At 73.8% G+C, this 25,858-nt stretch carries 24 protein-coding genes and 1 tRNA gene; 14 read left to right on the forward strand and 11 right to left on the reverse strand.

Annotation, left to right across the window (positions count from 1 at the left end):
* On the reverse strand, positions 1-506 hold a 506-nt coding region (locus VGI02_RS15680; RefSeq protein WP_331628400.1), incomplete at its 3' end, for a maleylpyruvate isomerase family mycothiol-dependent enzyme.
* A gap of 191 nt (positions 507-697) precedes the next feature.
* Between VGI02_RS15680 and upp the strand changes: the two genes are divergently transcribed.
* The 8 genes from upp (at position 698) to VGI02_RS15720 (ending at position 10,816) form a co-directional block, all read left to right on the forward strand.
* Complete coding sequence (gene upp / locus VGI02_RS15685) at positions 698-1,318, forward strand: uracil phosphoribosyltransferase (protein ID WP_331628402.1); 621 nt, start codon at positions 698-700, stop codon at positions 1,316-1,318.
* Between the two features lie 200 nt (positions 1,319-1,518).
* Positions 1,519-3,315 (forward strand): methionine--tRNA ligase, encoded by a 1,797-nt coding sequence (gene metG / locus VGI02_RS15690; RefSeq protein WP_331628404.1) that lies wholly within the window; start codon positions 1,519-1,521, stop codon positions 3,313-3,315.
* Positions 3,308-4,186, forward strand: coding sequence for a TatD family hydrolase (locus VGI02_RS15695; protein WP_331628406.1), 879 nt, complete (start codon positions 3,308-3,310; stop codon positions 4,184-4,186). Before metG ends, VGI02_RS15695 begins: the two co-directional genes overlap by 8 nt.
* A 320-nt stretch (positions 4,187-4,506) precedes the next feature.
* Positions 4,507-6,075, forward strand: a complete 1,569-nt coding sequence (locus VGI02_RS15700) for a resuscitation-promoting factor (RefSeq protein ID WP_331628408.1) — start codon at positions 4,507-4,509, stop codon at positions 6,073-6,075.
* 72 nt (positions 6,076-6,147) lie between these two features.
* Positions 6,148-7,038 carry a 16S rRNA (adenine(1518)-N(6)/adenine(1519)-N(6))-dimethyltransferase RsmA gene (gene rsmA, locus VGI02_RS15705; protein WP_414638289.1) on the forward strand — a complete coding sequence of 297 codons (891 nt, stop codon included), beginning with the start codon at positions 6,148-6,150 and terminating at the stop codon, positions 7,036-7,038.
* 125 nt (positions 7,039-7,163) lie between these two features.
* A complete protein-coding gene (locus tag VGI02_RS15710; RefSeq protein ID WP_331628412.1) occupies positions 7,164-8,219 on the forward strand; it encodes a 4-(cytidine 5'-diphospho)-2-C-methyl-D-erythritol kinase in 1,056 nt (351 codons plus the stop codon).
* 31 nt (positions 8,220-8,250) lie between these two features.
* A complete protein-coding gene (locus tag VGI02_RS15715; RefSeq protein ID WP_331628414.1) occupies positions 8,251-10,026 on the forward strand; it encodes an ABC-F family ATP-binding cassette domain-containing protein in 1,776 nt (591 codons plus the stop codon).
* A complete protein-coding gene (locus VGI02_RS15720; protein WP_331628417.1) occupies positions 10,016-10,816 on the forward strand; it encodes a nucleotidyltransferase domain-containing protein in 801 nt (266 codons plus the stop codon). Before VGI02_RS15715 ends, VGI02_RS15720 begins: the two co-directional genes overlap by 11 nt.
* 51 nt (positions 10,817-10,867) lie before the next feature.
* On the opposite strand, the gene pth is transcribed toward VGI02_RS15720, so the two are convergent.
* From pth to VGI02_RS15745, 5 genes are all read right to left on the reverse strand, one after another.
* The gene (gene pth, locus VGI02_RS15725; RefSeq protein ID WP_331628419.1) at positions 10,868-11,461 is read right to left on the reverse strand and encodes an aminoacyl-tRNA hydrolase; all 594 of its coding nucleotides are present in this window, start codon (positions 11,459-11,461) and stop codon (positions 10,868-10,870) included.
* A gap of 3 nt (positions 11,462-11,464) precedes the next feature.
* Positions 11,465-12,163 (reverse strand): 50S ribosomal protein L25/general stress protein Ctc, encoded by a 699-nt coding sequence (locus VGI02_RS15730; protein ID WP_331628421.1) that lies wholly within the window; start codon positions 12,161-12,163, stop codon positions 11,465-11,467.
* A gap of 323 nt (positions 12,164-12,486) precedes the next feature.
* The gene (locus tag VGI02_RS15735) at positions 12,487-13,467 is read right to left on the reverse strand and encodes a ribose-phosphate diphosphokinase (RefSeq protein ID WP_331628423.1); all 981 of its coding nucleotides are present in this window, start codon (positions 13,465-13,467) and stop codon (positions 12,487-12,489) included.
* Positions 13,468-13,469: 2 nt separating this feature from the next.
* Positions 13,470-14,969, reverse strand: a complete 1,500-nt coding sequence (glmU, locus tag VGI02_RS15740; protein WP_331628425.1) for a bifunctional UDP-N-acetylglucosamine diphosphorylase/glucosamine-1-phosphate N-acetyltransferase GlmU — start codon at positions 14,967-14,969, stop codon at positions 13,470-13,472.
* Between the two features lie 114 nt (positions 14,970-15,083).
* Positions 15,084-16,907: a GGDEF domain-containing protein gene (locus VGI02_RS15745; protein WP_331628427.1), complete on the reverse strand. Its 1,824-nt coding sequence runs from the start codon at positions 16,905-16,907 to the stop codon at positions 15,084-15,086.
* Between the two features lie 164 nt (positions 16,908-17,071).
* On the opposite strand from VGI02_RS15745, the gene VGI02_RS15750 reads away from it, so the two are divergent.
* The gene (locus tag VGI02_RS15750; RefSeq protein WP_331628430.1) at positions 17,072-17,791 is read left to right on the forward strand and encodes a phosphatase PAP2 family protein; all 720 of its coding nucleotides are present in this window, start codon (positions 17,072-17,074) and stop codon (positions 17,789-17,791) included.
* Positions 17,792-17,830: 39 nt separating this feature from the next.
* Here VGI02_RS15750 and VGI02_RS15755 read toward each other — a convergent pair whose 3' ends face one another.
* The 4 genes from VGI02_RS15755 to VGI02_RS15770 form a co-directional block, all read right to left on the reverse strand.
* Entirely contained in the window at positions 17,831-18,343 is a 513-nt protein-coding gene (locus VGI02_RS15755; protein ID WP_331628432.1) for an ATP-binding protein, read from the reverse strand.
* Positions 18,344-18,533: 190 nt separating this feature from the next.
* The gene (locus VGI02_RS15760; RefSeq protein WP_331628434.1) at positions 18,534-19,013 is read right to left on the reverse strand and encodes a MarR family winged helix-turn-helix transcriptional regulator; all 480 of its coding nucleotides are present in this window, start codon (positions 19,011-19,013) and stop codon (positions 18,534-18,536) included.
* 27 nt (positions 19,014-19,040) lie between these two features.
* Positions 19,041-19,571 (reverse strand): NUDIX domain-containing protein, encoded by a 531-nt coding sequence (locus VGI02_RS15765; RefSeq protein WP_331628436.1) that lies wholly within the window; start codon positions 19,569-19,571, stop codon positions 19,041-19,043.
* Positions 19,542-19,612, reverse strand: a tRNA-Gln gene (locus VGI02_RS15770). The genes VGI02_RS15765 and VGI02_RS15770 overlap by 30 nt, the downstream gene beginning before the upstream one ends.
* Positions 19,613-20,062: 450 nt before the next feature.
* On the opposite strand from VGI02_RS15770, the gene VGI02_RS15775 reads away from it, so the two are divergent.
* From VGI02_RS15775 to VGI02_RS15795, 5 genes are read left to right on the forward strand one after another with little or no spacing between them, the layout of a single operon-like run.
* Positions 20,063-21,733: a sugar transferase gene (locus VGI02_RS15775; RefSeq protein ID WP_331628439.1), complete on the forward strand. Its 1,671-nt coding sequence runs from the start codon at positions 20,063-20,065 to the stop codon at positions 21,731-21,733.
* Positions 21,733-23,031, forward strand: a complete 1,299-nt coding sequence (locus tag VGI02_RS15780) for a class I SAM-dependent methyltransferase (protein WP_331628441.1) — start codon at positions 21,733-21,735, stop codon at positions 23,029-23,031. The genes VGI02_RS15775 and VGI02_RS15780 overlap by 1 nt, the downstream gene beginning before the upstream one ends.
* A gap of 33 nt (positions 23,032-23,064) precedes the next feature.
* Positions 23,065-23,886: a glycosyltransferase family protein gene (locus VGI02_RS15785; protein WP_331628443.1), complete on the forward strand. Its 822-nt coding sequence runs from the start codon at positions 23,065-23,067 to the stop codon at positions 23,884-23,886.
* Entirely contained in the window at positions 23,886-24,533 is a 648-nt protein-coding gene (locus tag VGI02_RS15790) for a PIG-L deacetylase family protein (RefSeq protein ID WP_331628445.1), read from the forward strand. The genes VGI02_RS15785 and VGI02_RS15790 overlap by 1 nt, the downstream gene beginning before the upstream one ends.
* 39 nt (positions 24,534-24,572) lie before the next feature.
* Entirely contained in the window at positions 24,573-25,598 is a 1,026-nt protein-coding gene (locus VGI02_RS15795; protein WP_331628448.1) for an NAD-dependent epimerase/dehydratase family protein, read from the forward strand.
* Positions 25,599-25,671: 73 nt separating this feature from the next.
* Here VGI02_RS15795 and VGI02_RS15800 read toward each other — a convergent pair.
* The coding region (locus VGI02_RS15800) for a dTDP-4-dehydrorhamnose 3,5-epimerase family protein (protein WP_331628450.1) at positions 25,672-25,858 on the reverse strand (187 nt) is incomplete at its 5' end.

The following is a 25,858-nucleotide window of genomic DNA, read 5'->3' on the forward strand; positions in this document are numbered from 1 at the left end:
CGCCGTTCCCCGGCGTCGTCGGGGCTGCGCCACTCCGTGCCCGCGGAGCGCACGACGAGGCTGTGGGACCCGCGGATCCCCCGGACCACCTGACGCACCACCAGCCGTGCCGCACCGGCCCAGCCGTCCCACGGGGGCTGCGCCGCGCCCAGGGCCTCGACGAGGTCGCCCTCGTGCACCAGCAGATCGTGCAGCACCCCGGCGGGCACACGCCGGTCCTCGATCGCCTCCGCGGTGCTCGCGACGTTCACGTCCCACTCGGCCAGCAGTTCCGCCACCGCCCGCCCGTCGCGCGCCGCGATGTGGGCCGCGGCCCACGCGGGGCCGGGCATCCCCTCGGTGCGTCGGGCGGTGACGTCGGCGGCCGTGCCCGCGAGGTGGGCGATCAGGTCCCGCACCGTCCAGTCCGGGCACGCGGGCACCGTCCACGCCAGCTCGGATTGCCCGAGCCCCGCGACCAGGGCGGCGACACGGCCGTGAGCGGAGCGATAGGCGTCGTCGAGCACGACCGCAGCGTGCCAGATTCTCGGGACGGCTCCATCCCCCGTCGTGGCGGCTCGCGCGCCGACAGGGGTGATCGACGACGGTTTCCTGACGTTCAGTGTCTGCAACGCGACTTTTCTGACGGGCGCGGCCGGCTCGCTCGCCCCGCGCCTCATCCCCCGTCGCTGCGCTCGCCCCGTTAGGTTCCGGCGCCATGACCCTCGTCGTCGACCACCCGCTCGCCCGCGCGCGCCTGACCGCCGTGCGTGACGCCCGGACCGACCGGGCCGCCTTCCGGGGTGCCGTCCGTGACCTGACGACGATGCTCGTCTACGAGGCCCTCCGCGACGCGCCGGTCACCGAGACACCCGTGACCACCCCGGTCGCCGACACCGTCGGCGCCGAGCTCACCGCGCCGCCCGTGCTCGTCCCCGTCCTGCGGGCCGGACTCGGGATGGCCGAGGCGGCCCACGCCCAGGTGCCCGGCGCGCTCATGGGCTTCGTCGGGGTCGCCCGGGACGAGGAGACCCTGCAGCCGACCCCGTACATGGAGTCCCTGCCCGGCGACCTCGCCGGCAGGCCGGTCTTCGTCCTCGACCCGATGCTCGCCACCGGCGGCTCCATGGCCCACACCATCGACCTGCTCGTCGCGCGCGGCGCCGACGACGTCACCGCCGTCTGTGTGGTCGCCGCACCGGAGGGGATCGCGCGGCTCGGCGAGCAGCACCCGGCGGTGCGGATCGTGACGGCGACGATCGACGAGCGCCTCAACGAGTTCGGCTACATCGTTCCCGGCCTCGGTGACGCGGGGGACCGGCAGTTCGGCGCCATGTAGCGCGGAGCGGCCGATTCCGGCCCGAGCACCACGAGGGGAGCTCTGGTGCCGATAGAGCGACCGAATCCTCCCCTCGCGCCCGGCGAGCCCGATCGCGAGGGGAAGATCTGGCCGCTCTACGGATCCGAGGGTTCCCCTCGTGCTGATGGAGCGGGCTCCCGGCGCGGAAGCTCCTCGACGTGACCAGGATGATGGTCACCATGAGCGAGACCGTGCTGACCGCCGTCGCGTGGCCCTATGCGAACGGCCCGCGGCACATCGGCCACGTGTCCGGCTTCGGTGTGCCCTCCGACGTGTTCTCCCGGTACCAGCGGATGGTCGGCAACCGGGTCCTCATGGTCTCGGGCACCGACGAGCACGGCACCCCGACCCAGGTGCAGGCCGACGCCGAGGGCACCACGCCCCGCGAGCTCGTCGACCGCTACTCCCGGGTGATCCAGGACGACCTCGCCGGCCTCGGGCTGTCCTACGACCTGTTCACGCGCACCTCCACGGACAACCACCACCGGGTCACGCAGGAGATGTTCCGGGGCCTGTGGCGCAACGGCTACGTCTTCCCCGAGACCACCCTCGGCGCGATCAGCCCGTCCACCGGGCGCACGCTTCCCGACCGCTACATCGAGGGCACCTGCCCGATCTGCGGCTACCCGAGCGCACGCGGCGACCAGTGCGACAACTGCGGGAACCAGCTCGATCCGGCGGACCTCAAGAACCCGCGCAGCCGCATCAACGGCGAGACCCCCGAGTTCCGCGAGACCGAGCACCTCATGCTCGACCTCCCGGCGTTCTCGCAGTCGCTCGCGAGCTGGCTCGACACCCGGACGAACTGGCGCCCGAACGTCCTCAACTTCAGCCGCAACCTGCTCGACGACCTGCGGCCGCGCGCGATCACCCGTGACCTCGACTGGGGCGTGAAGATCCCGCTCGACGGCTGGCGGGACGCTCCCATGAAGCGGTTCTACGTCTGGTTCGACGCCGTCATCGGCTACCTGTCGGCGTCGGTCGAGTGGGCCGAGCGCTCCGGGGACCCGGACGCCTGGAAGCAGTGGTGGTGCGACCCGCAGGCGTCCGCCTACTACTTCATGGGCAAGGACAACATCGTCTTCCACTCGCTCATCTGGCCGTCCCTGCTGCTCGGCCAGAACGGTGCGGGGGACCGGGGAGGGGAGGTCGGTGAGCTCGGCGTCCTGAACCTCCCGACGGAGGTCGTCAGCTCCGAGTTCCTGACGATGTCCGGGTCCAAGTTCTCGACGAGCCGCGGCACCGTCATCTACGTCGGGGACTTCCTGCGCGAGTTCGGGCCGGACGCGCTGCGCTACTTCATCGCGGTCGCCGGCCCGGAGACCCAGGACACCGACTTCACCTGGGACGAGTTCGTCCGGCGCACCAACTTCGAGCTCGCCAACGAGTGGGGCAACCTGGTCAACCGGTCCGTCTCGATGGCCGCGAAGAACGTCGGCGCGGTCCCCGAACCGACCCGCCCCGAGGCGGCGGACGCCGAACTGCTCGCGCAGTCCAGGGCGGCCTTCTCGACGGTGGGCGCCCACCTGCAGCGCTCCCGGTTCAAGGCGGCGTCCGGCGAGGCGATGCGGATCGTCGGCGCGGCGAACGCCTACCTGAGCCACCAGGAGCCCTGGAAGCGCAAGGACGACCCCGCACGGCGCGACACGATCCTCCACACCGCGCTGCAGGTGGTCCAGGACGCGAACACGCTGCTCACACCGTTCCTCCCGCATGCCGCCCAGAAGGTCCACGAGGCCCTCGGCGGCACCGGGGTGTGGGCCGCGCAGCCCGAGCGCCAGGACGCCGGGGCGACCGGTCTGGGGACCACCCACAGCGTCCTGACGGGCGACTACGCCCACGAGCAGGCCCGCTGGGAGTCCACGCCGATCCCGGTCGGGCGCCCGCTGGCCCGCCCGACGCCGCTGTTCGCGAAGCTCCCGACCGAGCTGGGGGAGACCGGCCCGGACTGGGCGCCCATCAAGCACGATGGGTAGGTCGGACAGAGGCCTCCCGCCGCCCGTCCCGGAGCCGATCACCGGCCCGGACGGCACCGAGGTGGGTGTGATCGACAGCCACACCCACCTCGACGCCTGCGGGGCCACCGACCCGGAGACGCTCGCCGCCGTCCTGGACCGCGCGAGCGCCGCGGGCGTCACCGCGATGGTGACCACGGCCGACGACCTCGCCTCGGCGCAGTGGGCGGCACGGGTGGCGGGCACCGATCCGCGGGTGTTCGCCGCCGTCGGGCTGCACCCCACCCGGAGCCGTGACCTCGACGACGCGACCCGCGCGGAGATCGAGCACCTCACGACGCTGCCCCGCGTCGTCGCGATCGGGGAGTCCGGTCTCGACGACTACTGGACGACCCGCCGCGAGGACTGCGCGTCCCTGGAGGTGCAGCGGGAGGCCTTCGCGTGGCACATCGACCTCGCCAAGCGCACCGGCCTGCCGCTGGTCGTCCACGACCGCGACGCCCACGACGGCATCGTCGACGTGCTGCGCGCCGAGGGCTCCCCGGAGTCGGTCGTCTTCCACTGCTTCTCCGGCGGCCCCGAGCTCGCCCGGATCTGCGCCGAGCACGGTTGGCTGATGTCGTTCTCGGGTACCGCCACTTTCCGCAACGCGAACGCGGTAGAGCTGCGGCAGGCGGCCGCGCAGGCCCCCGAGGAACTCCTGCTGACCGAGACCGACGCCCCGTTCCTGACTCCGCATCCGTACCGCGGTCGGCCGAACGAGCCGTACTGCGTACCCCACACGGCCCGAGACCTCGCGGAGCTCCGTGACGAACCGGCGGACAGGCTCGCGGCGGCGGCCACCCGGAACGCCCAACGGGTCTTCCAGCTGGTCGAACAGCCTCAACCATGACCGTCCGTAGCACGAAAGAGCGCGCGGTGACCGCGTTCGTCGTGGCCGGCCTGCCGTTCGGCGCACCACGTTCGTGTCGCCTTGATGCTGCTGACACCCGGGTCGTTACCGTGTCGTGACTCGCCGGGATGGGACCACCCCCGGCGCCCGGGATCGACACGGAACCTTCCCCAAGGGTTCCGGGTCGGGAATCCCCGGACGCGGTCCCTGCCCGGAGGTACGAAGGATGTGGATTCCTCAGTGGCTCTGCTCTGCTCCCCCGCGGTGCGCTCCCCGCTCTGCCGCGACCTGACCGCCCGCGTACTCGTGGTGGCCGCCCGATGAGCGCCGACACCGCACGCGGTCGTGAGACCGCGACCACGACGGCCGACACCGGCTGGTTCGACGACCTCGAGGACCGCTGGACCGAGGACGGCTGGGGCAGCCCCTCCTGGGGCGCCGACAGCTGGAACGGCCTCGACGCGAGCACCGCCGAGTGGCAGGCGCGCCGCCACGGCACCACCGTTCAGGATCTCCACCACCAGACTGGTCCGCTCCCCACCTGGGCCGATGACATCACCGGCCCGCTGCCGGTCGCGGGGCCGGGCTGGGCAGGTCCCGGCTCCGCGGGCGGCGCCGTCGAGACCCAGGGCGACTACTCGGTCCCCGACCTCGACGAGTGGAACGACCTCGAGCAGCGCACCGGGTTCACCGGGGCGGGCGAGACGGCCACCGCCGTCGCCCCGGAGGCGGCCTCCGCCCCGGCCGGCCTCGACCCCGGGACGTACCGCGAGCGCGACCTCACCGACACCGGCCGCTACTCGCTGGCGGTCAAGGGCGGCGTCGCCGCGGCACTGATCGCGGTCGCCGCCGGGGGCAGCACCGCGGTGGCGATGGACAAGGAGGTGACGGTCACGGTCGACGGTGTCGACCAGAGCGTCCACACCTTCTCCGGCACCGTCGAGGGCGCGCTCGACTCCGGCGACATCACCGTCGGCCCGGCCGACCAGATGTCCCCGTCGCCGACCGCCGCCGTGCACGACGGCGACCACCTGGTGGTCAACCACTCGCGGCAGGTCAACCTCGTCGTCGACGGCAAGCAGCAGACCATCACGACGACGGCCAGCACGGTCGCCGAGGCGCTCGGGAAGATCGGGATGCCGACCCAGGCGCTCGCTGCCTCGGCGCCGATGGGCTCGATCATCCCGGCGAACGGCATGAGCCTCTCGGTGCAGCTGCCGAAGACGATCACGTTCGTCGACGGCGGCGGTGCCCCGCAGACCCTGACGACCACCGCGTCGTCGATCCAGGAGTTCCTCGGCCAGCGCGGCGTGCCGATGGGCCCGGCCGACACGATCACCCCGGGTGGGCCCGGCGGCCTCGCGAACGGCGCGACCATCGCGATCACCCGCAACGCGGTCAACCAGGTCACCGAGACCAAGCCGATCGCGCCGCCGATGCAGACCGTGAGCGACCCGACGATGAACGCCGGGACGACGAAGGTGGACAAGCCCGGCCAGGCAGGCGAGCAGGTCCAGAACTTCACGGTGAACACGACCAACGGCAAGGAGATCGGCCGTGTCGCGGCCGGGGCGCCGACGGTCACCAAGCAGGCCGTGGGCGGTGTGATCCGCAAGGGCACCAAGAAGGCCCAGCCGGCGATCGGTGACACCAGCAAGTGGGACTCCATCGCCAAGTGCGAGTCCGGCGGCGACTGGTCGATCAACTCCGGCAACGGCTACTACGGCGGCATCCAGTTCGACAAGCAGACCTGGAACGCCTTCGGCGGCTCACAGTTCGCGCCGCGGCCCGACCTCGCGTCGAAGCAGGAGCAGATTTCGGTGGCCGAGAAGGTGCGCGACGAGCGCGGCGGCTACAGCGCCTGGCCGGTCTGCGGCAAGAAGGGCTGACCGGGAGAGATCGGCGGACGCCGAGAGGACCACTCACCCATCGCGGCACGGGGCCCTGGGATCATGAACGACGTGATCCCGGGGCCCGTCCGTCTGTTCGGCGCCTCCGACGTGCGCGCCCTCGCCGCGGACCTGGGGCTGCGGCCCACCAAGAAGCTCGGTCAGAACTTCGTGCACGACGCCAACACCGTGCGCCGCATCGTCCGCATCGCCGACGTCGAGGCCGGCGAGGTCGTGCTCGAGGTGGGGCCCGGGCTCGGCTCGCTGACCCTCGCGCTGCTCGACGCGGCGGGGCCCGACGGCGCCGTGGTGGCCGTCGAGGTCGATCCCGTCCTCGCCGGGCGCCTGCCCGCCACCGCCGCGGAACGGGCCCCCGGACGCGCCCTGCACACGGTCACCGCCGACGCGCTGCGGATCCGTCCGGCAGACCTGCCGTCGTCGCCCACCGCCCTCGTCGCGAACCTGCCCTACAACGTGGCCGTTCCGGTGGTCCTGCACCTGCTCGCCGAGCTGCCCACGCTCCGGCGGGGCCTGGTGATGGTGCAGTCCGAGGTCGCCGACCGGCTGGCCGCGCGCCCCGGCGAGCCCGCGTACGGCGGACCGAGCGCCAAGCTCGCCTGGTACGCGGACGCCCGTCGTGCCGGCCCCGTCCCGCGCGGGGTCTTCTGGCCCGTGCCCGGCGTCGACTCCGCGCTGGTCGCCTTCACCCGTCACCCGCAGGGGGACCTCGGCGACGAGGAGACCCGGCGCGCCACGTTCGCCGTCGTGGACGCCGCCTTCGCGCAGCGCCGCAAGTCGCTGCGCGGGGCACTCGCGGGGTGGGCGGGCTCGCCGGCGCGCGCCGAGGAGCGGCTGCGGGCCGCGGGGGTGGACCCCACCATCCGCGGCGAGCAGCTGGGGATCGAGGTGTTCGCCGCGATCGCCGCGACGCCGACCCCCGACGGGCCTCCCGCGGCCCCCTGAGCGGCCCTGCGGCGGGCCCGAGGCGCCCCGGACGTCACGGGCCGCTCACCGCCCGGCCGGAGGTCCCCGGAGCCGTGGCCCACGCACCTCGACGCCGGGTCGACGGCGGTCATTACCCTGGTCGGGTGCTCTCCGCCGTCCGGCCCCCCGTGACCGTGCGCGTCCCGGCCAAGATCAATCTCCACCTCGCGGTCGGGGACACGCGTGCGGACGGGTACCACGACCTCGTCACGGTCTTCCAGGCGCTCAACCTGTTCGACGAGGTGTCGGTGGTGGCCGCGCCCGCCACTCGACCCACCGGGGGGCGGCTCGCCGCCATCGGCCAGGGCGCCCCCGGCGTCGAACTGCTGGGGGACGTCACCGAGGAGGACCGGGCGGGGGTCCCCGTCGACTCCTCCAACCTCGCGTGGAAGGCCGCCGTCGCGCTCGCCGAGACCGTCGGGCGGGAGCCCGACGTCCGCATCGGCCTGCGCAAGGCCATCCCCGTCGCGGGCGGCATGGCCGGGGGCAGCGCCGACGCGGCGGGGGCGCTGCTCGCGCTGACCTCGCTGTGGCGCCTCGACCTCGGCCGCGAGGCGCTGATGGAGATCGCCGCGACCGTGGGCAGCGACGTGGCGTTCGCCCTGCACGGCGGCACCGCGCTCGGGACGGGCCGCGGTGAGTCCCTGGTGCCGGTGCTCTCCCGCCACACCTTCCACTGGGTGGTCGCCCTGCAGGACCACGGGCTCTCGACGCCGACGGTGTTCGGCGAGCTCGACCGGCTGCGCGCCGGCGCCGACACCGGGGGCCCGGTACGGCGCCTCGGGAGTGTCGAGCCGGTCCTCGAGGCCGTCGCGTCCGGCGAGGCGCGGGCGCTCGCCCTGCTCCTCGGCAACGACCTGCAGGCCGCCGCGGTGAGCCTCGACCCGGGACTGCGCCGTACCCTGCGTGCAGGGGTCTCCGCCGGTGCACTCGCCGGCGTGGTCTCCGGTTCCGGCCCGACCTGCGTGTTCCTGTGCACCGACGGACCGTCCGCGGTGCGGGTGGCCGCCGAGCTCGCGGGAGCCGGGGTGTGCCGCACCGTCCGCGTCGCCCACGGCCCGGTGCCCGGTGCCCGGGTGGTCGACGGCGACCCGGCCCGGCCCCCGCGCGGGCCGGGGGGACCGCCGGCCGGGGACCCCGGCCCGAACATGTACGCCTGACCGAGCTCTGCCCCGTCTGCCTGAGGACCCCGTGCCCAACCTGGTCAACCTGGAGAACGTCGCCATCGCCTTCGGTGGCCCCAAACCCGTCCTCGACGGCGTCTCCCTCGGTGTCGACAGCGGTGACCGCGTCGGCGTCGTCGGACGCAACGGCGGGGGGAAGTCCACGCTGATCTCGATCCTGGCCGGACGCCTCGAGCCCGATAGCGGGCGGGTCAGCCCGGTGCGCGGTCTGCGGATGGCGTCGGTGACCCAGCAGTCGCAGCCGAGCGGCCCGACGGTGCGGTCGTCCGTACTGGGCGGGGAGATCCCCGACCACGAGTGGGCCGCCGAGCCGCGCAGCCGCGCCGTCATCGAAGGCCTCCGCCCGGGCGGGGGCCGCGGACTGGACGCGTCCGTCGAGGGGCTCTCCGGCGGCGAGCGGCAGCGGATCGCGCTGGCCGCGGCCCTCGTTCAGGACCTCGACCTGCTCGTGCTCGACGAGCCCACCAACCACCTCGACGTCGAGGGCGTCCGGTGGCTCGCCGAGCACCTGCTCGCCCGCCGCACCGCCCTCGTCGTCGTGACCCACGACCGCTGGTTCCTCGACACCGTCGCCTCGCGCACCTGGGAGGTCGTCGACGGGAAGGTGGAGCAGTACGAGGGCGGTTACAACGACTGGATCTACGCCCGTGCCGAGCGGTCCCGCCTCGCCGACGCGGCCGAGCAGCGGCGTCGCAACCTCGCCCGCAAGGAGCTGGCGTGGCTGCGCCGCGGCCCGCAGGCCCGGACCTCGAAGCCGCGCTACCGGGTGGAGGCCGCCGAGGCGCTCATCGCCGACGTGCCCGAGCCCCGCGACACCGTCGAGCTCGTGACGATGGCCAAGCACCGGCTCGGGCGCACCGTGGTGGAGCTCGAGGACGCGACGCTCACGGTGCCCTCCCAGCCGCCGCGCACGATCGTGGACCGGCAGACGTGGCGGATCGGGCCGGGCGACCGCGTCGGCATCGTCGGGATCAACGGGTCGGGCAAGACGACGCTGCTGGGCGCGGTGGGTGGGGAGCGCCCGCTCGACGGCGGGAAGCGCACGCAGGGCACGACGGTGCGCATGGCCCACCTCACGCAGGACCTCTCCGACCTGCCCGCCCACCGGCGGGTGCTCCAGGCGGTGGAGGACATCGCGGAGCGGGTGTGGATCGGCGGGCGCGAGCACACCGCGTCGGCGCTGGCGGAGCGGTTCGGGTTCCCCGCCTCACGGCAGTGGACCCCGGTGACCGAGCTCTCCGGTGGCGAGCGGCGCCGGTTGCAGCTGGTGCGCCTGCTGATGACCGAGCCGAACGTACTGCTGCTCGACGAGCCCACGAACGACCTCGACGTCGACACCCTCCAGCAGCTCGAGGACATCCTCGACAACTGGGCGGGCACGCTCGTCGTCGTCAGCCACGACCGCTACCTGACCGAGCGGGTCTGCGACCGTGTCGTGGCGCTCTTCGGCGACGGGCGGATCACCGACCTGCCCGGCGGGATCGAGGAGTACCTGCGCCGCCGCGACCAGCAGCTCGAGACCGCGGGCGCGTCGCGTCCGGTGGCGTCCGCGTCCGCCCCGGCGGGCGGTTCCGAGGCCGACCGGCGGGCGGCGCGGAAGGAGGTCCAGCGGATCGAGCGGCGCATCGAGAAGCTGGACACCCGGGAGAAGCAGCTCCACACCGCCCTCGCCGATGCGGCCACCGAGCCCGGTCGGCTGATGGAGCTCGATGCCGAGCTCCGATCGTTGATCTCCGAGCGCGGAGACCTCGAGGAAGCGTGGCTCGAGGCCAGTGTCGACTGACCCGGAGGACGTGCTCGCCGAGGCCGTCCGGTGGGCGCGCCGACTCTTCGGCCGGGGCTTCGAGGCCGCCTTCGCGATCGGCAGCCTCGCGCACGGCGGGTACGCGCCGGAGGTCAGCGACGTCGATCTCGCGCTGGTCGTGCGCTCGGCCGGTCCGCTCGCGCGGGCCCGGGTCCGGGCGGTCCGCGCGCTCACCCGACGGCGCTGCGGGCCGGGTCCCGCGGACCGGCTCTCGGTGTTCTGGGGACGGTGGCGCGATGTCCAGCACGGCGCCGCGGGCCGGGTCCGCCTGCCCGCCGTCGACCGGCTCGACCTGATCGAGCACGGCCGTCTGCTCGCGGGCTCCGACCGCCGCGCCGGGGCCGTCGCGCCGACCCACGCCGACCTCGTGCTCGACGGCGTCCGCTTCGCCCTGCGGTGGTACGACGAGGCCCGCGTCGCGGGCGTGCTCGACCCCGTCGGCCTGGCCGGGAGCGACGCCCGGACCGTGACCAAGACCGTGCTGTTCCCGGTCCGCTTCCTCGCGACCCTGCAGACCGGGAGCGCCGGGGCCAACGCAGACGCCGTCGACTGGTACGTCGGGACGCACCGGGGGCCGGCGTCGCCGCTGGTCACCGCGGCCGCCCGCTGGCGGGAGCAGGGCGTCGGACCAGACGCCGGGGCACTGCTGGCCGAGCACCTGGGCGTCCTGCACCTCGAGTGGGCCGCCGCCCACCGGGCGTGGCTCGCCGCGCGCGGTGACCCCGAGGCGGCGGAGGTGGCACGGCTCGAAGGTGCCTTCGGCTCGTGAGCACTGTCGGGGGCTATAGCACCAGAAAGTGCTCACGAGGCCGAAGGCCACCTAGTGGAGCCGGTTCTGCGCCGCCTCCAGGCCATCGGCGAGCACGGCCTCGACGGCGTCGGCCGCGAGTTCCAGCGACACATCGAGCTCGCGGCGCTCCGCGGACGACCAGCGCTTGAGCACGTAGTCCGCCGGATCCTGGCGCCCGGGCGGTCGTCCGATCCCGAACCGCACCCGCAGGTAGTCCTTCGTCCCGATCGACTTGGAGATCGAGCGCAGGCCGTTGTGCCCGCCCTCGCCCCCGCCGAGCTTGAGCCGGACGACGCCGAAGTCGAGGTCGAGGTCGTCATGCACGACGACGAGGTCGTCCGCGGGCACCGAGAAGAAGCGCAGCGCGTTCGCGACCGGGCCGCCCGAGAGGTTCATGTACCCGCGCGGCTTGACCAGGATCGTCCGGCGCCCGGCCAGCCGGCCCTCGACGACGTCCGAGCCGGACTTGCGGTGGGAGGAGAAGCGGCCGCCGACCCGCCCGGCGAGCACGTCGGCGACCGCGAACCCGACGTTGTGCCGGGTCCCGTCGTACTCCGCCCCCGGATTCCCCAGGCCGACGACGGCCACGGGGCCGTCGGGCCGGGGGGATCCGGGAGCGGGCACGGCTCAGCTCTCGTCGGAGGAGTCCGAGGACTCGCCGTCGGAGTCGGAGCCGGATGCCTCGGCGTCGGACCCGGACTCGGAGGACTCGGCCTCGTCCTCCGAGGCGTCCTCCTCGACACCGGCGCCCTCGGCGTCGATCTCCTCCTCCATGGCGTCCTCGGTCGGCGCCTCGGTGACGTTGACGACGAGGATCTCGGCGTCGGAGGCCAGCTCGGAGCCGTCGGGCAGGCGGATGTCGCCGGCCAGGAACTGGGTGCCGATCTCGGCCCCGTCGATGACGACGCTGATCTCGTCGGGGATGTCCATCGCGTCGGCCTCGATGGTGAGCGTGTCCGTGTTCTGGAAGACCAGCGTGCCGCTGGCGGCATCGCCGATCGTCACGACGGGGACCTCGACCTGGACCTTCTCGCCGCGGCGGACGATGACGAGGTCGACGTGCTCGATGAACCCCTTGATGGGGTCGCGCACGACGCTCTTGGTCAGCGCGAGCTGGGGGGTGCCGGCACCGGCGACGGTGAGGACGGCGTTGCGGCCGTTCTCACGCATGACGGCGGCGAACTCGACGGTGTCGAACGAGAGGTGCACCGGGTCGGAGCCGTGCCCGTAGAGGACGGCGGGGACGCGGCCTGCGCGGCGGGTGCGGCGAGCGGCGCCCTTGCCGAACTCGGTGCGGGTCTGCGCGGTGATCTTGACGTCAGCCATGACGGTGGGGGTCTCCTGCGGTGGTGCGCGGGCCGACGAGGGCGGGCCGGCACCCCGGCCCAGGGAACCTGTCCTGCACCGCGATGCACACCGCGTCGATCACGGCAGCCGGTGTGAGCGGCCGCCCTCGCCGAAGTGGATCGGGACCGAGTCTACCGAGACGGTCGGAACCGTCGTCCGGCCGCCCCACCCCAGGGCCGAACGCCCCTCCCCGGCGCCGAACGAACGACTCGTTCGTCACCTTAGAAGGTGACGAACGAGTCGTTCGTTCCGTCGTGAGGGGTCGTTCCGTCTCGAGGGGGTCGGCCGCGGGAGGGAGCGGCTCAGGCGTTGCCGTCGAAGAGGTTGGTGACCGAGCCGTCCTCGAACACCTCGCGGACCGCACGCGCGATCACGGGGGCGATGGAGAGCACCGTGAGCTGCGGGAACCGCTTCTCGTCGGGGATCGGCAGGGTGTTGGTGACGATGACCTCGCGCGCCCCGCAGGTCGAGAGCCGCTCCACCGCGGGGCCGGAGAGCACGCCGTGGGTGGCGGCGATGATGACGTCGGCGGCCCCGTCGGCGAGCAGCGCCTCGGTGGCCTTCGCGATCGTCCCGCCGGTGTCGATCATGTCGTCGACGAGGATGCAGGTGCGACCCTCGACGTCACCGACCACACGGTTGGCGACGACCTCGTTGGGTCGGGTCTTGTCCCGGCTCTTGTGGATGAAGGCGAGCGGGACCCCGCCCATCGTGTCCGCCCACTTCTCGGCCACGCGCACGCGTCCGGAGTCGGGGGCGACGACGGCGAGGTGCTCGTCGGCGTAGGCGTCGCGCAGGTGCTCGGCGAGGACCTTGTTGGCCAGCAGGTGGTCGACCGGGCCGTCGAAGAAGCCCTGGATCTGGTCGGTGTGCAGGTCGATCGTCATGATCCGGTGCGCGCCCGCGGTCTTGAGCAGGTCGGCGACCAGACGCGCCGAGATGGGCTCGCGGCCCCGGTGCTTCTTGTCCTGCCGGGCGTAGCCGTAGAACGGCACGACCGCGGTGATCCGCTTCGCCGACGCCCGCTTGAGCGCGTCGATCATGATCAGCTGCTCCATGAGCCACTGGTTGATCGGCTGCGTGTGGCTCTGCAGGACGAACGCGTCGCAGCCGCGCACGGACTCCTCGAAGCGCACGAAGATCTCGCCGTTGGCGAAGTCGTACGCCGCCTGCGGGGTGATCGTGACGTCGAGCTCCTTGGCGACCTCCTCGGCCAGCTCGGGGTGGGCCCGGCCGGAGAAGAGCATCAGGCTCTTCTTGGGGGTCGACGACACTGCGCTCACGGTCACTGCTCCTCCTGGTCGCGCCGGTCGGACGACCCTGCTGCGTCGTCCGCTCCCCCGTCGGGTGAGCCGGCCGCTCGGGCCGCGGCATCTGCCGCCGCCGTTCCCGGCCGTTTGCGCTCCACCCAGCCCTCGATCGTCCGCTGCGGACCCGAGGACACCGCGAGGGCGCCCGGCGGGACGTCCTCACGGACCACGGTGCCTGCACCGGTATAGGCGCCGTCCCCGATGGTGACGGGCGCCACGAACGTATTGTCGCTGCCGGTCCGCACGTGGTTGCCGACGACGCTGCGGTGCTTGGACACCCCGTCGTAGTTGACGAACACGCTGGACGCCCCGATGTTGCTGTTCTCGCCGATCGTGGCGTCCCCGACGTAGGTCAGGTGCGGCACCTTGCTCCCGGACCCGATCCGCGAGTTCTTCACCTCGACGAAGGTCCCGATCTTGCCGCGCTCGGCCAGCTCGACGCCGGGGCGCAGGTAGGCGAACGGGCCGACGGAGGTCTCCGGGCCGACGGCGGAGTTGCTGCCGTGGGTGCGCACGACGGTCGCACGGGCGCCGACGGTGACGTCGGTGAGCGTGGTGTCGGGACCGACGGTCGCGGCCTCGCCGACGGTGGTCGTCCCGTACAGCTGGGTGCCGGGCAGCAGCGTCACGTCGCGCTCGAGGCGGACCCCGACGTCCACCCAGGTCGAGCGGGGGTCGACGACCGTGACGCCGGCGCGCATCCACCGCTCGAGCACCCTGCCGTTGATCTCGGCGCCCATCGCGGCCAGCTGCACCCGGTCGTTGACGCCGGCGACCAGCCAGGGGTCGGCCAGCTCGACGGCCCCGACGGCCAGCCCGTCGCGGTGCGCCGCGGCGACGACGTCGGTGAGGTAGAGCTCGCCCTGGGCGTTGTCGGTGCCCAGCCGGGCGAGCGCGGCGCGCAGGACGGTGAGGTCGAAGGCGTAGACACCGGAGTTGACCTCGGTGACCGCCAGCTGGTCCAGCGTCGCGTCGGCCTGCTCGACGATGGCGACGACCGCTCCCTTGTCGTCGCGCACCACGCGCCCGTAGCCGGTCGGGTCGTCCATCTCGGCGGTGAGCAGCGTGACGGCGTTCCCGGCGTCGTCGTGCTCGGCGACCAGCGCACGCAGGGTCGCGGCGTCGAGCAGCGGGACGTCGCCGTAGGAGACCAGCACGGTCCCCGAGGCGTCCCGGGGCAGCGCGGTGACCCCGCACTCGACGGCGTGCCCGGTGCCGCGCCTGCGGTCCTGCACGGCGGTGCGGACCTCACGGCCCAGCTCGGCGCCGATGAGGTGGCAGTGGGTGCCGACCTCCTCGCGCCCGTGGCCGACGACGACGACGAGAGTGTCCGGCGTCGTGCCCGCGGCGGCGTGGAGGGCGTGGCCCAGCAGGCTGCGCCCGCCGACCGGGTGGAGCACCTTGGGCGTGGCGGAGCGCATGCGGGTGCCCTCGCCCGCGGCGAGGACGACCACCGCGGCAGGGCTCGACGGCATCGGCTCTTCTCGCTCCTGGACTCGTCGGCGGCGGAGGCTGCACGGTGACGACCGGTGCGCACGGGCGGGGCAGGCGGGCTCCACCGGCCCACGGGCCCGTCCGGATCGATCCTCTCACCCGCCGACGGCGAGGCCCTCGGACGGGGTGTCGGCTCCGTCGTGGCCGGCGTCGAGGACCACCGAACCGCCCCCGGCGCGCTTGGCCGCGTACATGGCCCGGTCGGCGCGGGCCAGCAGCGTCCCGGGGGTCACCCCGGAATGCGCGGTGCCCGCGACGCCGACCGAGAGCGACACCCACGAGCCGTCCCCGACCGGCACGCCCGCGACGGCGAGCGCGGCCCGCTCGAGTGCGGCCCGCGCCGAGGTCTCGCTGCTGCCGGGCAGGACGACGACGAACTCGTCGCCGCCGTAGCGGGCCACGACGTCGTCGGCACGCAGGCAGCGCCGCAGCGTCTCGGCGACCAGGCGCAGCACGTGGTCGCCGCGGGCGTGGGACATCCGGTCGTTGATCGTCTTGAAACGGTCGACGTCGACCATCGCGATCGAGAGCGCCGCCCCGCTGCGGGTGGCCACGGTGGTGAGGTGGTCGGCGAGGACGTCGTCGAGGGCGCGGCGGTTGGGCAGACCGGTCAACGGGTCGGTGTGGGCCTGGGCGGTGGCCTCGCCGTGCTCGCGGCGCAGCTGTTCGTGGGCCAGGCGGGTGGTCAGCGAGAGGACCCGGGCGCGCTGCAGCGTCCAGAGTTCGTGCTCGAGGTCGGCCGTGTAGTCGCGCAGCGCCCGCCTGCCGGGGACGCCGCCCGGCCCGTTGCCCTCGGAGGTCACGTGGGTGAGCTCCCGGCTGACCGCGAGGAGCAGGTTCGGCTCGCCGCGCGGGTGCCTGGCGCGGACCCGCGCGAGCACGGCAGCGGCCTCGTCGCGCCGGTCGGCCAGCGCGAGCGCCCGGGCCCGGGCCAGCTGGCAGAGCAGATGGTCGGCCAGGGCGGGACAGACGCGCTCGTCGGGACCGAGGGCCTCGGCGTCCCCCCGCGCGGTGGCGGCGACCTCCTCCGGGCCGCGGACCCGGCCGTCGGAGTCCGGCTGGCCGGGCGGCCGGCGCGCGAGCGTCACCGCGGCCCGCAGGAGAAGCCGGTGGTCGGCCGGGAGCAGGGCGGGCTCGGCGTGCAGCGCGGCGGCGCGGCGGGCGGCGTCGTCGAGGTGGGGCAGACCGTCGCGGCGGGCACGCTGCAGGCGCAGGCCCCAGGAGATCAGCACCCGGACGTGCTCGTGGTCGCAGCGGGTGGCGGAGAGGACGTCGCCGTCGTCCTCGGCGATCACCCGGGCGCGGGTGAGCAGCGGCTGGGCGACCTCGTTGAGGCCGAGCGAGGTGAGGGTCGCCGCGACGAGGCGGTAGGTGTCCTGCAGGTTGCCGCGGTGCTCGCGCTGGGTCGGTGCGTGGTCGACGACGGACTGCTCGTCGAGCTGGGTGAGCGCCCGGGTCGCGGCGGCGAGGGCGGACTCCTCGTCGTCGGCGAGCAGCGCGCGGCGGGCGAGCAGGGCCTCGGCGTCGACGGCGAACAGGGTGAGGCCGTGCTCGGCGACCAGGGCCACGAGCTCGTCGAGGATCTGCTCGGCGCCGTCGGGCTCGTCCGTGGTCGCGCCCGCGCCGCGGACCGCGAGGTGGGCCGTGGCGGCCTCGCGCAGCAGCACGGCCCGCGTGCCGGGGTCACAGGCGTGCCGCGTCCGGGCGACGAGGTCGGACAGGGCCGCGAGGTCGGCGGTGGGCGCGGCCGGGTGGGGCACGCGCGAAGCGCGCGCGGAGGCGCTGCGCGCGAGGGCGAGGAGGGTCTCGCGCGGCGCCTGCTCGGGGTGGGTCAGTGCCGCCCCGGTCATCCGGCGGTGCGCGTCCACGCTCGGGTCGCGCACCCCGTCGTCGTCACTGCTCTGGTCCGGACGTCCCACCCGTCACCCCCCTTCGCGCCCCGGCCGGGCGTCGTCTGCGCGCCCTGTGCACACTGTCGGTCACGGTCGGCGCGGACGCGGTCGCCGGGCGTCACGCGGGATTCTGCACATGCGGACGTGATCGGCCACTGCAGGGTCGGCCGCGTGTCGGGAGGGAGCGCCGGGTGGAAGCAGGCCAGGACGTGCGGTCACGCCGGACCGCTCACCTCGTCCCGCGGCGGCGCCGCCCGCTCGTGGTGCCGGTCTTCCTGCTCGGTGTGCTGCTCGTCGGTGTGCTCTCGGTCCGCTACGCGGGGGGAGAGGAGGCCGGGCGCATCGATCGCGCGCTCGCCGCCCTCGTCCCGATGCACCACGGGGTCCTGGCGCGCGCCGGGGAGGCGCTGGCGGACCTGGGCGACCCGATCCCGGTCGCGGTGCTCCTGGCGCTGCTCGCCGCGGCGGCCTGGTGGTGGCGCGGCGGCCGGGGCCTGGCCCTGGTGGTCCTCGCCCCGGGGGCGGCCATGGTGACGACCTCGCTGGTGCTCAAGCCGATGGTGCAGCGCACCCGCGACGGCTCGCTCGCGTTCCCGAGCGGGCACACCACCGCGGTGGCCGCGATCGCGGCCACCGCCGCGATCCTGGTGCTGGGCACGCCCGCCCTCGCCGCCCGGGTCCGCAGGCTCGCGGCGGCCGGCCTGGCCCTGCTGGTCGTCGTGGTCGGCATCTGCCTCGTGGGTCGCGGCTACCACTACCCGACCGACGTGCTCGGCGCGCTGGGCGTGGTCGTGGCCGTGGTGCCCCCCGCGGCGCTCGCGGTGGACGCGTTCGCCGACCTCGGCGACGACGGCGCCGCCCCGGGCACGACCGAGGAGCCCCCGACCCGGCGACTGCCCGCGGTCAACTGAACCCCTGCGGCCCGCCGAGCCCGGGCCGGGCTCGGCGTCTCACGCCTGCGCGCGGGGCCGGTCGTGCGCGGGCTCGGGGAGCAGGCGGCGCATCGTCACCGTCGTGCCGCCGCGGGCGTGCTCGACCATCGCCCCGGCGAGGTTCTGCATCAGCGTGAGCCCGCGGCCCCTCATCGTGGGCCCGGTCTGCGGGGCACGCCAGTGCCCGTCGTCGGCGACCACGATCGTCACGACGTCCTCGACGAGGTCGGCGCGCAGCATCATCGTGCCGGGTGCCGCCACTCCCGCGAAGGCGTGGTCGACGATGTTCTCGAGGGCCTCGCTGGTCGCCAGCACGAGATCCTCCGCGACGTCGGCGACCTCGTCCGGCAGGTCGAGCGGCTGGCCCGCGGCGGCCTGCCGTGCCTCCAGGGCCTCGGCGAGCCAGCGCTTCAGGGCGCGTCGGAACGCCCCGACACGAGGTGGATCTGCCTGCGCCGCGAGGTCGAGCGGGACGTGCGGAGTCACGAAGTCCTCCGGCTCCCGGTCACGACGGCGAGATGACCTCGCCATGTTCCCCCATCGTGTGGAGCACAAACCCGACGGCCCCTCATCCCCCCGTGGGTATCCGCTGCTCCACCGGAAGGTATCCGGTGGAGTCGTCGAGCGGCGTGCGGACGTCGTGGCGGCAGACGGCGCACGAGACCCGGGGCGGCGGGGGGACGGAGTGCGCACCGCGCGGGGTGGTCATCGCCGTCGCCCGTCAGGTGTGGTCCTCCTGAATCCCGGTCGCGTCCCGCAGGCGACCGGCGAGCTCGTTGAGCTGCTCGCGCAGGGCGGCCAGCTCGCCGCCGTTCATCCCGGTGGCCCGCTCCACGTCGCGCTGCACGGACCTGGCCATGTCCTGGAGCTCACGGCCCTGCTCGGTGCAGGCGATCTCCAGGGTCCGCTCGTCCTCCGGGCGGCGGCGGCGCGTCACGCGCCCCTGCTTCTCCAGGCGCTTGAGCAGCGGCGACAGGGTCCCGGAGTCGAGGTGGAGCTGCTCGCAGAGCGAGCCCATCGACACGGCGTCCTGCTGCCAGAGGATCAGCATGACCGCATACTGACTGTAGGTCAGACCCAGCTCGTCGAGCCCCTGTCGGTAGCAGGCCGTCATCGCACGCGACGCCGAGTGCAGCGCGAAGCACAGCTGCCCGTCGATCGTGAAGGGCTGGCTGCTCGGAGTCGCCTCAGCCGTGGTCATCCCCTCAGCCTAAACGCGATGACGCGGTCATGGGGCGGGCTCACCGTCCGGTCCCGGGCGGGCACGGAGGGTGGCCGTGCGCTCGACGAACCCGGCCGCCACGAGGTGCTCGAACAGGCCCGTGGTCAGCGGCATCGTCGGAAGATCGCCGGGGGCGAACCAGCCGGCCTCCGCCGCGTCGTCGCCCGCGCGCAGGGTCCCGCCGAGGGTCTCGGCGACGAAGTCGTGAATCTCGAACACCGCACCGGGTCCGGCCGGTCGTTCGAGCACCAGCCATTCGCGCCCGACCGCCACGTCCAGGCCGGTCTCCTCGGCCACCTCCCGCGCCGCGGCGACCGCGGGCGACTCGCCGGGCTCGACGCGCCCGCCCGGCAGCGTCCAGCGGCCCGCCTCCGGCTCCTTCGCCCGTCGCACGAGCAGGAACCGGCCTGCGGCGTCGCGGACGACGGCGCCCGCCGCGAGCACCCGGGTCGCCGCCACCGCCACCTCCGGGTCGCCGCCGAGGGCGGTCGGCGCGGCTCGCCGACGCTCCGCCGCCAGGATTCGAACCTGGATCATCGGAACCAAAATCCGAGGTGTTGCCCTTACACCACGGCGGACCGCGGGTCGTCCCCGCAGGCCCATGGTGGCACGGCCCCTTCCGGGCCCTCCCACCTGCACGAACCGCCGTCGCGGACCCCCTCCGCACGGGGGTCGTGGGGCCCGTGCCGCCGCTCCGGGGCGTGACCGCCGCGCCGTGGACTCGTTGGGAGTGATCGAGAAGTGCGTCGGGTGCGCGGGTGCGGGGCCGTGCTCCGTGTCATGTGCGATCGACACGCAACCTGTCCCGGGCGCACGCGTCCAACGTGGTGGAGAACCCGATCCGCCGGCAGGGCGGACGCCGTACGAGGGGAGGTGGCAGTGGGGAACCGAGGTGCGACCGGGTCCGTGGAGCGAGCTCCGCGACGCGTGGGCGCCCCAGGACCACTGCTCCGTACGGGCGACGAGCAACGTCGGGCGTCCAGGACGCGACCCCAGGGTCGCGGGACGCTCAGAACAGGGGCGAAGGCGTGAGCGGCACCGAGCTCGAGGGCAGGACCGACCCGAACGACACCGGCGAGATCCCGGCGTCGGCCGACCGCGGCCCGGCCGTCCGGCGCCCGCAGGCGCGCGGTTCGGTGACCGCGCCGTCGGCGCCGACCGGGAGCAGCGCGCCGCCGGAGCGCGAGCCGGAGGCCGGGGCGGCCCCGTTCGTCGACCCCGACCCGACCGCGCCGGGCTTCATCCGGATCTGGGACGACGACGGTCCCGGGCAGCCCGGGAGCGTCGCGGTCGCCACCAGCTGGCAGACGAAGTTCGCGCTCGCCGTCGCCGCCTCGGACCTGCTCATCCTCGCGGTCTGCGCCGCGCTGGGTGCACTCATCGGCTTCGGGGCCGGTTCCGGGGAGAACGGCACCAACCCGTGGGGCCTCGCGCTCGTCTCGATCGTGCTGGTCCCGCTGGCGATCGGCGCCTCCCGCGCCTGGGACGCCCGGGTGCTCGGTCAGGGCTCCGAGGAGTGGAGCCGCCTGATGCGCGGCTACGTCAGCGCGGCGATCATCCTGGCGCTCGCCGGGCTGATCTTCGAGCGCACCGGCGTCCGCCCGTGGGTCTTCGGCATCCTGCCCATCGCCGGACTGCTCTCGATGGCCGGCCGCTACACGCTCCGCCGCTGGCTGCACCAGGCCCGCAAGCGCGGCCGCGGCCTGCTCCCGGTCCTCGCGATCGGCACCGAGGAGTCGGTGCGCGACCTCATCGAGCGCACCCGCCGCGTCTCCCACATCGGGTGGGTCGTGACCGGCGCCTGCACCCCGACCGGCCTCGGTGAGGACGGCCAGGGCCACGTCGCGGGCGTGCCGGTGCTCGGTGACCTGGACTCGCTGCCCTCCAGCGTGCGCAGCGGCCGCTTCGGCGTCGTCGCGGTCGCACCGACCCCCGGCTGGAGCCCGAAGCGCCTGCACCGCCTGGCGTGGGACCTCGAGGGCACCGGCTCCGAGCTCGTCGTCGACCCCGGCCTGATGGAGGTCGCCGGCCCGCGCCTGCACGTCGCGCCGGTCGACGGCCTGCCCCTGCTGCGCCTGACCGAGCCCCGCCTCTCGGGCGTCCCGCGCATCGGCAAGCTGCTCTTCGACCGCGCGGCCTCGACCACCCTGGTGCTGGCCCTCGCGCCGGTGTTCCTGCTCGTCGCGCTGTTCGTCAAGCTCGACGGCGGTCCGGTGTTCTACCGGCAGACCCGGGTGGGCCAGCGCGGGAAGAAGTTCCTGATGGTCAAGTTCCGGTCGATGGTGCCGAACGCGGATGGCCTGCGTGACAACCTCGTCGCGGACGGTAACGACGGGTCCGGTCCGCTGTTCAAGCTCCGGCGCGACCCCCGGGTGACCCGGATCGGCTCGTTGCTGCGTCGCTACTCTCTGGACGAGCTCCCGCAGCTGTTCAACGTCGTCGGGGGCTCGATGTCGCTGGTCGGCCCTCGACCGCCGCTGCCCGGAGAGGTCGACGCCTACTCCGACGCCGCCAAGCGCAAGTTCCTGGTGCGGCCGGGCATGACGGGTCTGTGGCAGGTCAGCGGCCGATCCGATCTGTCGTGGGAGGAGTCGGTCCGGTTGGACCTGCGGTACGTGGAGAACTGGTCGCCCGCCATGGACCTGGTCATCCTGTGGAAGACGGTCTCGGCCGTCTTCCGGGGTGACGGGGCCTACTGATGGGGGCGCCGACACCCGTCGCGGCCTGCCGCCTCTGCGGCTCGCTCGAGCTGGAGAGCTTCGTCGACCTGGGCGCCACCCCGCCCTGCGAGCTCTTCCTCACCGCGGAGGCGATCGAGGCCCCGGAGCCGACGTTCCCGCTGCACCCGCGGGTGTGCCGGAACTGTCTGCTCGTGCAGCTGCCCCCGCTGATCGACCCCGACGAGACGTTCTCCGAGTACGCGTACTTCTCGTCGTTCTCGACGTCGTGGGTGGAGCACGCCCGCCGGTTCGTCACCGCCGCGACCAAGCGCACCGGCCTGACGGCGGACTCGCTCGTCGTCGAGGCCGCCAGCAACGACGGCTACCTGCTGCAGCACGTCATCGCCGACGGCATGCGGGCCGTCGGGGTGGAGCCCAGCGTCAACGTGGGCGACGCCGCCCGCGCGAAGGGCGTCCCCACGGTCACCGCGTTCCTGTCGCCGGAGTCCGGGGCGGCGGTGCGTGCCGAGCACGGGCCCGCCGCCCTCGTCGTCGCGAACAACGTCTATGCGCACATCCCCGACGTCGTGGGCTTCACCAGGGGCCTGCGCGCGATGGTCGCGGACGACGGCTGGGTGTCGATCGAGGTGCAGCACCTGCTCACGCTGGTGCGCTTCAACCAGTTCGACACGATCTACCACGAGCACTTCCAGTACTACACGGTCGGCACGGCGATCCGGGCGCTCGCGTCCGGCGGGCTCGACCTGGTCGACGTCGAACTGGTGCCGACCCACGGCGGCTCCATCCGTCTCTGGGCGCGCCCGAGCGAGCTGGGAGCGCCCGCGTCGCCCGCCGTCGCCGACGTCCTCGCGCAGGAGGCGGCCGCGGGCCTGGACACCGTCGAGGGCCACGCCGGGTTCGCCCGCGACGTCTCGCGGATCCGCAACGACCTGATGCGCTTCCTCATCGACGCCGCGGACCGCGGCGAGACCGTGGTCGGCTACGGTGCGCCGGGCAAGGGCAACACGCTGCTGAACTACTGCGGCATCCGTCCCGACCTGCTCGCGTACACGGTGGACCGCAACCCGTACAAGCACGGCCGCTACACCCCCGGGACGCGGATCCCGATCCACCCGCCGGAGCGCATCGACGCGGACCGGCCGGACTACGTGCTCGTCCTGCCCTGGAACCTGCGCGACGAGATCACCGCGCAGCTCGCGCCGGTCGCGGCGTGGGGCGGACGGCTCGTGTTCCCGATCCCGAGCCTCGAGATCGTCGACCCGGCGACGGGCGCGGTCGTCGAGGGCTCACCCGCGGTGGCCACCTCCGCGCGGTGAGGGTTCCACCCCCGAAGGACCGAAGGAAGTGCAGTGAAGGTCGTCCTGTTCTGCGGCGGATTCGGCATGCGCATGCGGGGTGGGGACTCCGACGTCCCCAAGCCCATGCAGATGGTCGGCCCGCGGCCGCTGATCTGGCACGTGATGCGGTACTACGCGCACTTCGGGCACAAGGAGTTCATCCTGTGTCTCGGTTACGGCGCACACCACATCAAGGACTACTTCCTCAACTACCGCGAGACCGAGTCGAACGACTTCGTCCTGCGTGACCGCGAGGTGGAGCTGCTCGGCTCCGACATCGCCGACTGGACGATCCACTTCATCCAGACCGGTCTCGAGGCACCGATCGGGGAGCGGCTGCGCCGCGTGCGGCACCTCGTCGAGGGCGACGAGATGTTCCTCGCGAACTACGCCGACGTCCTCACCGACGCCCCGCTCGACGACATGGTCAAGCGGTTCAGCGCCTCGGACGCCGAGGCCGCGCTGCTCGCCGTCTCCCCGACCGCGGTGTTCCACATCGTGGAGCCCGGGCCCGACGACCGGATCACCTCGATCCACCCGGTCACCGACATGGGCGTGCGGGAGAACGGCGGCTACTTCGTGCTGCGCCCGTCGGTGATCGACCGGATCCCGGAGAACGGGGACCTGGTCGGCGACGCGTGCACCGCCCTCGCCAAGGAGGGCAAGCTCATGGGGTACCCGCACGAGGGCTTCTGGCTCCCCGCGGACACGCTCAAGGAGCGCAACGAGCTCGAGGCGTCGTTCCGCGCCGGCATCCGTCCCTGGATGCTCTGGGAGAAGAAGCCCGACGTGACGCCGCTCGAGCGCCTCGTCGAGCAGCAGCTCCACAACTGATGCGGCCGCTCGTCCCGGCCGGGCTCGACGAGCTCGTCCTGCTCGGGGCCCACTGCGACGACATCCCGATCGGGGCGGGTGGCACCGTCCTGACGCTGTGCCGGGCGACGCCCGGCCTGCGGGTGCGCGCGCTCGTGCTCTCGGGGGCGGGCACCCCGCGCGAGGCGGAGGAGCGCGCAGCACTCGCGGCGTTCTGCCCGGGCGCGGACCTCGAGGTGACGGTCCTCGACATGCCCGACGGCAGGCTCCCCCGGCACTGGGAGTGGGCGAAGGAGCGGCTCGAGGAGTTCCGGCGGACGTGCGAGCCGGACCTCGTGCTGGCCGGCCACCGCGCCGACGACCACCAGGACCACCGCGAGCTCGCCCGGCTCGTCCCGACCGTCTTCCGTGACCACCTCGCCCTCGGCTACGAGATCCTCAAGGCCGAGCCGGACCTGGTCCAGCCGCCCGTGCTCTGGCCGCTGGAGCCGGCCGTCGTCGACGAGAAGATCCGGCTGCTCCACGAGCACTACCCCTCGCAGGTCGCCCGCAGCTGGTTCGACGACGAGGCCTTCCGCGGCCTCGCGCGCATCCGTGGCGTGCAGGCCGGTCACCGGTACGCCGAGGGGTTCCACCCCACCCGCCTGCTCGTGGGCGCACCCGCCTAGGAGACTCGACCGGACACCCGTCCGAAGGGAGACCGCGCCATGCGCGTCCTGCTCACCGGCCACCAGGGCTACCTGGGCACCCTCGCGGCACCGATGCTCGCCGCCGCCGGGCACGAGGTCACCGGCCTGGACTCCGGGCTCTACGCCGACTGCATCCTCGGTGAGCTGGAGCGGCCCGACCCGCCCGCGCTCGCCGTCGACGTGCGCGACGTGACCGAGGACCAGCTCCGCGGCTTCGACGCCGTCATCCACCTCGCCGCGCTGTCGAACGACCCGCTCGGCTCGCTCGCGCCCGAGCACACCTACGACATCAACCACCACGCCTCGTCCCGGCTCGCCCGCCTGGCGAAGGAGGCGGGCGTTTCGCGGTTCGTCTACGCCTCGACGTGCTCGGTGTACGGCGCGTCCGGCACCGCGGACATCCTCGACGAGCAGGCGCCGATGAAGCCGGTCACGCCGTACGCCGAGTCGAAGGTGCGCGTCGAGTCGGACCTCGTCGACCTGACCGACGCCGACTTCGTGCCGGTGTCGATGCGCAACGCCACCGCGTTCGGGTTCTCGCCCCGGCTGCGCGCCGACATCGTGCTGAACAACCTCGTCGGGCACGCCGTGCTCTCGGGCGTGATCAAGGTGATGAGCGACGGCACCCCGTGGCGCCCGCTCTGCCACGGCCGGGACATCGTGTCGGCCGCGATCGCCGCGATGGAGGCGCCCGCCGACGTCGTGGGCGGGCAGGCGTTCAACGTCGGGCGCACCGACAACAACGTGCAGGTGCGCGACATCGCCGCGTCGGTCAAGGAGGCCGTGCCCGCCGCGGAGCTCCTCGTGACCGGCGAGACGGGCGGTGACCCCCGTTCCTACCGCGTCGACTTCACCAAGATCGAGAAGATGCTGCCGGAGTTCCGGGCCGAGTGGACCGTGGCCGACGGCGCCGTCGAGCTGCTGCGCGAGTACACCGCGCGCGGGCTCACCCAGGAGGCGTTCGACAAGCGCTTCACCCGGCTCGCCGTCCTGGCCGCCCGCCGGGAGGCCGGGACCCTCGACGCGACGTTGCGCCCGGCCTGACCTCGTTCCGAGCGAAGGGCCCCTTCGGTCGAGTAGACGGGCCAGGGGCGCCCCTCGTCGGAATCTCGCGGGGTCAGGCGCCGAGCGCGGCCAGCAGCTCCTTCCAGGAGCCCGCGGACCGGTCGCGCTCGGAGACGACGGTGACCTCGACCGGCCAGGAGATCGCGAGGTCCGGGTCGTCGTAGGCCACGCCGAGATCCTCGCCCGGCGCGTGCGGCCGGTCGATCCGGTAGCAGACGTCCGCGTCGGAGATCGCCTGG

This window comes from Actinomycetospora sp., assembly GCF_036497245.1.
GTDB lineage: Bacteria > Actinomycetota > Actinomycetes > Mycobacteriales > Pseudonocardiaceae > Actinomycetospora.